The 5,715-nt window shown below is 68.6% G+C and carries 6 protein-coding genes; 4 read left to right on the plus strand and 2 right to left on the minus strand.

Annotation, left to right across the window (positions count from 1 at the left end; genetic code table 11):
* From ACFWF3_RS21800 to ACFWF3_RS21810, 3 genes are all read left to right on the plus strand, one after another.
* Window positions 1-835 (plus strand): metal-dependent hydrolase (locus ACFWF3_RS21800; protein WP_379315055.1); only part of this gene is annotated, 835 nt, incomplete at its 5' end.
* The gene (locus tag ACFWF3_RS21805; RefSeq protein ID WP_379315056.1) at window positions 832-1,926 is read left to right on the plus strand and encodes a PDR/VanB family oxidoreductase; all 1,095 of its coding nucleotides are present in this window, start codon (window positions 832-834) and stop codon (window positions 1,924-1,926) included. The genes ACFWF3_RS21800 and ACFWF3_RS21805, both read left to right, overlap by 4 nt.
* A 31-nt stretch (window positions 1,927-1,957) precedes the next feature.
* Complete coding sequence (locus ACFWF3_RS21810) at window positions 1,958-3,730, plus strand: SDR family oxidoreductase (protein ID WP_379315057.1); 1,773 nt, start codon at window positions 1,958-1,960, stop codon at window positions 3,728-3,730.
* Window positions 3,731-3,737: 7 nt separating this feature from the next.
* On the opposite strand, the gene ACFWF3_RS21815 is transcribed toward ACFWF3_RS21810, so the two are convergent.
* Together ACFWF3_RS21815 and ACFWF3_RS21820 are read right to left on the minus strand one after the other, a co-directional pair.
* A complete protein-coding gene (locus tag ACFWF3_RS21815) occupies window positions 3,738-4,241 on the minus strand; it encodes a hypothetical protein (RefSeq protein ID WP_379315058.1) in 504 nt (167 codons plus the stop codon).
* A 156-nt stretch (window positions 4,242-4,397) separates the two neighbouring features.
* Window positions 4,398-4,721 (minus strand): hypothetical protein, encoded by a 324-nt coding sequence (locus ACFWF3_RS21820; RefSeq protein ID WP_379315059.1) that lies wholly within the window; start codon window positions 4,719-4,721, stop codon window positions 4,398-4,400.
* Between the two features lie 37 nt (window positions 4,722-4,758).
* Between ACFWF3_RS21820 and ACFWF3_RS21825 the strand changes: the two genes are divergently transcribed.
* On the plus strand, window positions 4,759-5,715 hold a 957-nt coding region (locus ACFWF3_RS21825), incomplete at its 3' end, for a zinc-binding dehydrogenase (protein WP_379315060.1).

Below are 5,715 nucleotides of genomic sequence, written 5' to 3' on the forward strand. Positions count from 1 at the left end.
CAATGTCAGCTTCGACTGGTCGGGTGTCGACCTCCAGTGGATGTCGGCGGAACCGATCGCCGGTCACCTGATCAGCGCGCTGAATATGCTGCTGCCCGAGGGCGAGCGCATGTTCATCGAGACCTACCGCGAGGCTTTGCCCTACGTCAAGGACGAGAAGCTGCGCGAGGACATGCTCGGCTTCATCGGGCAGGAGGCCATGCACGCGCAGACCCACGGAAAGGTGCTCGACGACGTCTTCACCGCCCACGGCGTCGACGCGAGTCCCTATCTGGCGCAGATGGAATACCTGTTCCGCATCTCGCTCGGCCCGCGCGGCGGCGACGATCGCGCCGGCCGCCAGATGCTGGTCGAGCGGCTCGCCTTCATCGCCTGTCTCGAGCATTTCTTCGCCTGGCTCGGGGACTGGGTGCTCAACGCCGACCTCGAGAAGTTCGGCGCCGACCCGCGGATGGCCGACCTGTTCCGCTGGCACGGTGCCGAAGAGGTCGAACACCGCAATGTCGCCCACGACGTCGCCGAGTACTTCGGGGTCGGCTACGTCCGGCGCTGCGCGTCGATGACGCTGGTGTTCCCGATCTTCCTCATCGTGCTGGTGCGCGGTGCGCGGTTCCTCGTCCAGCAGGATCCGCAACTGCCGGATCGGGGCTACGCACGGCTGCTCGCCGGTGTGTTCGGCGCGATGTGGCGTGGTGCGCTGCCCGGCGTGCCGTCGCTGCTGGCCAGTGCGCTGTCGACCTTCCAGCCCGGCTACAACCCGCAATCGGTCGGCTCGACGGCGCAGGCGATCGCGTATCTGGCCGCCTCGCCCGGCGCCCGCGCGGCAGCGTCGTGACCACGCGCGACATCCCCGCCGATCTCTACGGCAAGTACCGCCACGATCCGGCGATGAAGGTCATCGACGCCATCGCGGCCACCCGGTTGCGCTGGAGCGCGCTGGTCAACCGCGGTGATCTGCGCCCACGCGTCGACGATCGCCGCCTGGCCGTGGTGGTGACCGAACGCCGGATCGAAGCGCACGACCAGGACGTGGTGAGTCTTCGCCTCGAAGCACCCGACGGGCGCGTGCTCCCGCGCTGGCGGCCAGGGGCGCACCTGGACCTGGAACTACCGTCGGGTCGGCTGCGCCAGTATTCGCTGTGTGGCGATCCCGCCGACGAGCGCGCGTACCGCATCGCCGTGCGCCGCATCCCCGGTGGCGGCGGCGGCTCGATCGAGGTGCACGACGCATTGCCCGTCGGCTCCGGGTTGGTGGTGCGCGGCCCGCGCAACGCCTTCCCGTTCGCCGTGCCGGGCCACGGATCACCTTCGCAGCGCCTGCATTTCGTGGCCGGCGGGATCGGCATCACCCCGATCCTGCCGATGGCCAGGCTCGCGCACCGGCTCGGCGTGCCGTGGACACTGGTCTACAGCGGACGCAGCCGCGACACCATCCCGTTCCTGGACGAGATCGAAGGCTTCGGCGCGAACGTCGTGGTGCGCACCGATGACGAGCACGGTCTACCTGCCGCGGTGGACCTGCTGCCCGACGTCGCGCCGGGCACCGCGGTCTACGCGTGTGGCCCGACCCCGATGACCTCGGCGATCGTCGCCGCAGTGCGCGAGATGGCCGACGTGGAACTGCATTTCGAGCGGTTCTCGCCGCCGCCGATCGTCGACGGCACCCCGTTCGAGATCGAATTCGCGTCCAGTGGTGCGGTGGTGACGGTCGATGCCGACCGCACCGTGCTGGACACGATCCTCGATTCCCGTCCCGACCAGCCCTACTCGTGCAGGCAAGGCTTCTGTGGCACCTGCGTGGTGCGGGTTCGCTCGGGCGAACCCGACCATCGCGAGACCACGCTGTCCGCTGCCGACCACGCCGAGGGTGCCATGCTGGCCTGCGTATCCCGTTCTCGCGGTGAGCGATTGGTGCTCGACCTGTGATTTCTCCGCTGGACAAGGAGTCCGAAAGATCATGACGAACGACAGCCCGCAGCCCGCGAACCAGCGCACCGTCCGCAGCGGTGATTTCGACATCGCCGTGTTCGAATACGGCGACCCGGCCGCCGACACCGTCGTGCTCGTGCACGGCTGGCCCGACACCCACCATCTGTGGGACAGGGTGATTCCGCTGCTCACCGAGCGCTTCCACGTGGTCGCCTACGACACCCGTGGCCACGGCGAGTCCACCCGCACCCAGCGCACCGACGATTTCCGCCTCGACGAACTCGCACGCGATTTCTACGCCGTGATCGACGTGGTGAGCCCCGATCGTCCCGTGCACGTGCTCGCCCACGACTGGGGTTCGGTGCAGGTGTGGGAGGCGGTGTGCGAACCGCGGGCCACCGAGCGCGTCGCCTCGTTCACCTCGGTCTCGGGCCCCAACCTCGACCACCTGTCCGCCTGGGTGCGTGACCGCCTCTCCCGGCCCACCCTGCGCAATGTGTGGCAGCCGATGACCCAGCTGGCCTCCTCGGCCTACACCTTCTTCTTCATGACGCCCGGTCTGCCGCGCGCCACATTCAACGCCATCGGTACCGAAAAGCTGTGGCAGCGTGCGGTGTCGATCATGAACGACACCCCCGCCGCCAATGTGAAGCTCGGGCCCACCTTCCGCCGCGACATGGTCGACGGGCTGCTCATCTATCGCGCGAACATCGTGGCGCGCATGCTCTCCCCGCGTGAGCGTCGCACCGAGGTGCCGGTGCAGTTGATCGTGGCAGGACGCGATGTCGCCGTGCGGCCCGCGGGCTACGACGATTCGGGCAAGTGGACCGACCGGCTGTGGCGTCGCGACGTCCCCGCCGGGCACTGGATGCCGTTCTCGCATCCGGAACTCCTCGCGACCGCGACCACCGAGCTCATCGACGCGCTCGACGGCGCCGGCGTCTCGCGCGGCCTCGCCAGGGCCGAAGTAGGCACTGCGCGAAGGGAATTCGAACACAAACTGGTGGTCGTCACCGGTGCGGGCAGCGGCATCGGCCGGGAGACCGCGCTGGCTTTCGCGCGCCTCGGCGCCGAAGTGGTGGTCTCCGATGTCAACGAGCTCGCCGCCAAGGCCACCGCGGAGCTCGTCGCATCGGAAGGTGGGGTGGCGCACTCCTATCCACTCGATGTGTCGAACGAGGACGCGGTGCGCGCGCACGCCGACACGGTGATCGCCGCGCACGGCGTGCCCGATGTGCTGGTGAACAACGCCGGTGTCGGCCAGGCGGGCGGATTCCTCGATACTCCGTCGGAGGAGTTCGACCGCGTGCTGCGGATCAACCTCGGCGGTGTCGTCAACGGCTGCCGGGCCTTCGGTGCGGCGATGGCCGATCGCGGGCTCGGCGGGCACATCGTGAACCTGTCCAGCATGGCCGCCTACAGTCCGCAGCGCGACATGGCGGCCTACGCCACCAGCAAGTCGGCGGTCTTCATGTTCTCCGATTGCCTGCGTGCCGAACTGGCCGACCGTGGTATTTCGGTGTCGACCGTGTGTCCGGGCATCGTGCACACGAATATCGTTGCCACCACCCGCATCTCGGGCGTCTCCGCCGCCGAGGAGGCCGCCGCGCAGCAGAAGTTCGACAAGCTGTACGAGCGACGCGGCTACACCCCGGACCGGGTGGCCGCGCAGATCGTGAAGGCCGTGCGGACCGGGCGCGACATCGTGCCGGTGACGCCGGAGTCGTGGGTGCAGTACCGGATCAACCGGATCGCACCCGGCGCGGTGCGGTTCGCGGCGCGCCGGATGAAGCTGGTCTAGATCGGGGCTACGCCCGGCGCAGTTGCTCCTCGACGGCGGCAACGTGCCGGGCGTCCACGCCCCACGCGTTCTCGACGCCGACCGTGCGGTCCAGGTCCCACAGCACGCACTCTTCCTCGGGTCGCGCGACCAGCGACCAGGCGACCACGGTGCGGCCCAGCTGTTCGACCATGGTGCCGTGATTCTGCGTGCTCTCCCCGGCGCCCTCGGGGAAATGATGCAGGAAACGCCCGTAAGCCTGCTCGCAGAACGTCGCGTAGAGCTGGGTGCAGAGGATGAAACCGTGCCACGCCTCGTCGACCGCGTGCGAGGGCATACCGATCACCTGGTCGTCGCGAAGGGCGGCACCGCAGCACCGTAACCATTGGCGCAGACCGGTTTCCACGAGTTCGCGAGGCTGCCAGGGCGAGGTTTTGAAGATCGCTTCGGGGAAGACCAGGGCGGCGACGGTGCGGTCGACGGTGGGAAGGTCGACTTGCCGTCTGCCGGTCCGGGAGAAAGAGAACGCCACAATTCACTGTAAGGCCACTGACGGTGGGGGTGCTGTGGCCGGGTTCTGGCGTTAGCCTGCGAACATGGTGTTGACGCTCGTAATCGTGCTCGGTTTCGTCGTGGTGTGTCTCGGCGCGGTGGTGACGACCGTCGTGTGGCTGATCCAGAAGTCGAGTCAGCCGCAGAACGCGCGCCCGCTGGATCGGCGATGGGTGGCCGGGTCGGCCGGGATCACCGGGTATGTCGACGGGACCTCGGGGCAGCCGTGGGATCCGGGCAGCCCGTCCGGGTGTGGCGGTGGCTCGAACAGCGGTTGCGGCGGGGGGAGCGGCTGCGGCGGCGGGAGCAGCAGTAGCTGTAGCGGTGGAAGCAGCAGCAGTTGTTCCGGTGGGAGTAGCAGCAGCTGTGGAGGTGGCAGCAGTAGCAGCTGTGGCGGCGGGTCCTGATCGTGTGACCTACGTCCCAGTGCGCTTGACCTGAACTCGACTTCAGGTTTCATCCTTGACTCGTTCGGTCAACACCACGAAGGAGTCGCGATGCGCGCAGTGCAGGTCAAAGAATTCGGTGGGCCCGAGGTCCTGAACCTGGTGGAAGTTCCCACACCGCAACCGGATTCGGTCGAAGTGGTCGTCGACGTCGAGGTCGCCGACGTGATGTTCCTCGATACCCGGCTGCGCAGCGGGTGGGGTCAGGACTACTTCCCGCTGAGCCTGCCCTACGTCCCCGGTGGCGCGATCGGCGGCGTGGTGAGCGCCGTCGGCACCGACGTCGACCCCCGCTGGCTCGGCAAGCGCGTTGTCACCCAGACCGCCGCCAGCGGCATCGGTGGCGGCCTGCCCACCGGCGGCTACGCCGAGAAGTCCCTCGCCAAGGCCGCCACGCTGACCGAGATCCCCGCCGGGCTCACCACCGAGCAGGCCGTAGGCCTGGCCCACGACGGTCGCACCGCGCTCGCTGTCTTCGACAGGGCTGCCGTGCAACCGAATTCGTGGGTGTTGATCACCGCCGCCGCGGGCGGCCTCGGCACGCTGCTCATCCAGCTGTCGATCGCGGCGGGCGCGCGGGTTGTCGCCGCGGCGGGCGGACCGGAAAAGCTCACGCTCGCAACGCGATTGGGCGCCACTGCGGTCGTCGACTACTCCGTCGACGGCTGGGCGGACCGAGCGCGGGAGATCACCGGCGGGGGAGCGGCGGTCGTGTTCGACGGTGCGGGTGGCGACATCGGTGGCGCGGCCCTGACCGCCGCCGCCGACACCGGTCTCTTTCTCGGATATGGCTCCGCCGCAGGTGATTTCGCGACGGGCGACACCAATGCCGCTGGTGCGCGCGGAGTCACGGTGCTCGGTCTGTTCGATATCGTCGGCCAGGACGTGGACTGGGTCGGCATCACTGCCCGCGCTCAGGAAGCGGTCGCCGAGGGTGCGCTGGAAGTCGTGATCGGGCAAACCTTCCCGATCGATCAGGTGCGGCAGGCTCACTCCGCGATCGAGAGC

It is taken from the genome of Nocardia sp. NPDC060220 (genome assembly GCF_042727815.1).
Taxonomy (GTDB): Bacteria; Actinomycetota; Actinomycetes; order Mycobacteriales; family Mycobacteriaceae; genus Nocardia.

Bases quoted from the DNA above. Each gene is read 5' to 3' on its own strand.
- ACFWF3_RS21810 (WP_379315057.1), top strand. From the start codon at position 1,958: ATGACGAACGACAGCCCGCAGCCCGCGAACCAGCGCACCGTCCGCAGC.
- ACFWF3_RS21820 (WP_379315059.1), bottom strand. From the start codon at position 4,721: ATGAAACCTGAAGTCGAGTTCAGGTCAAGCGCACTGGGACGTAGGTCA.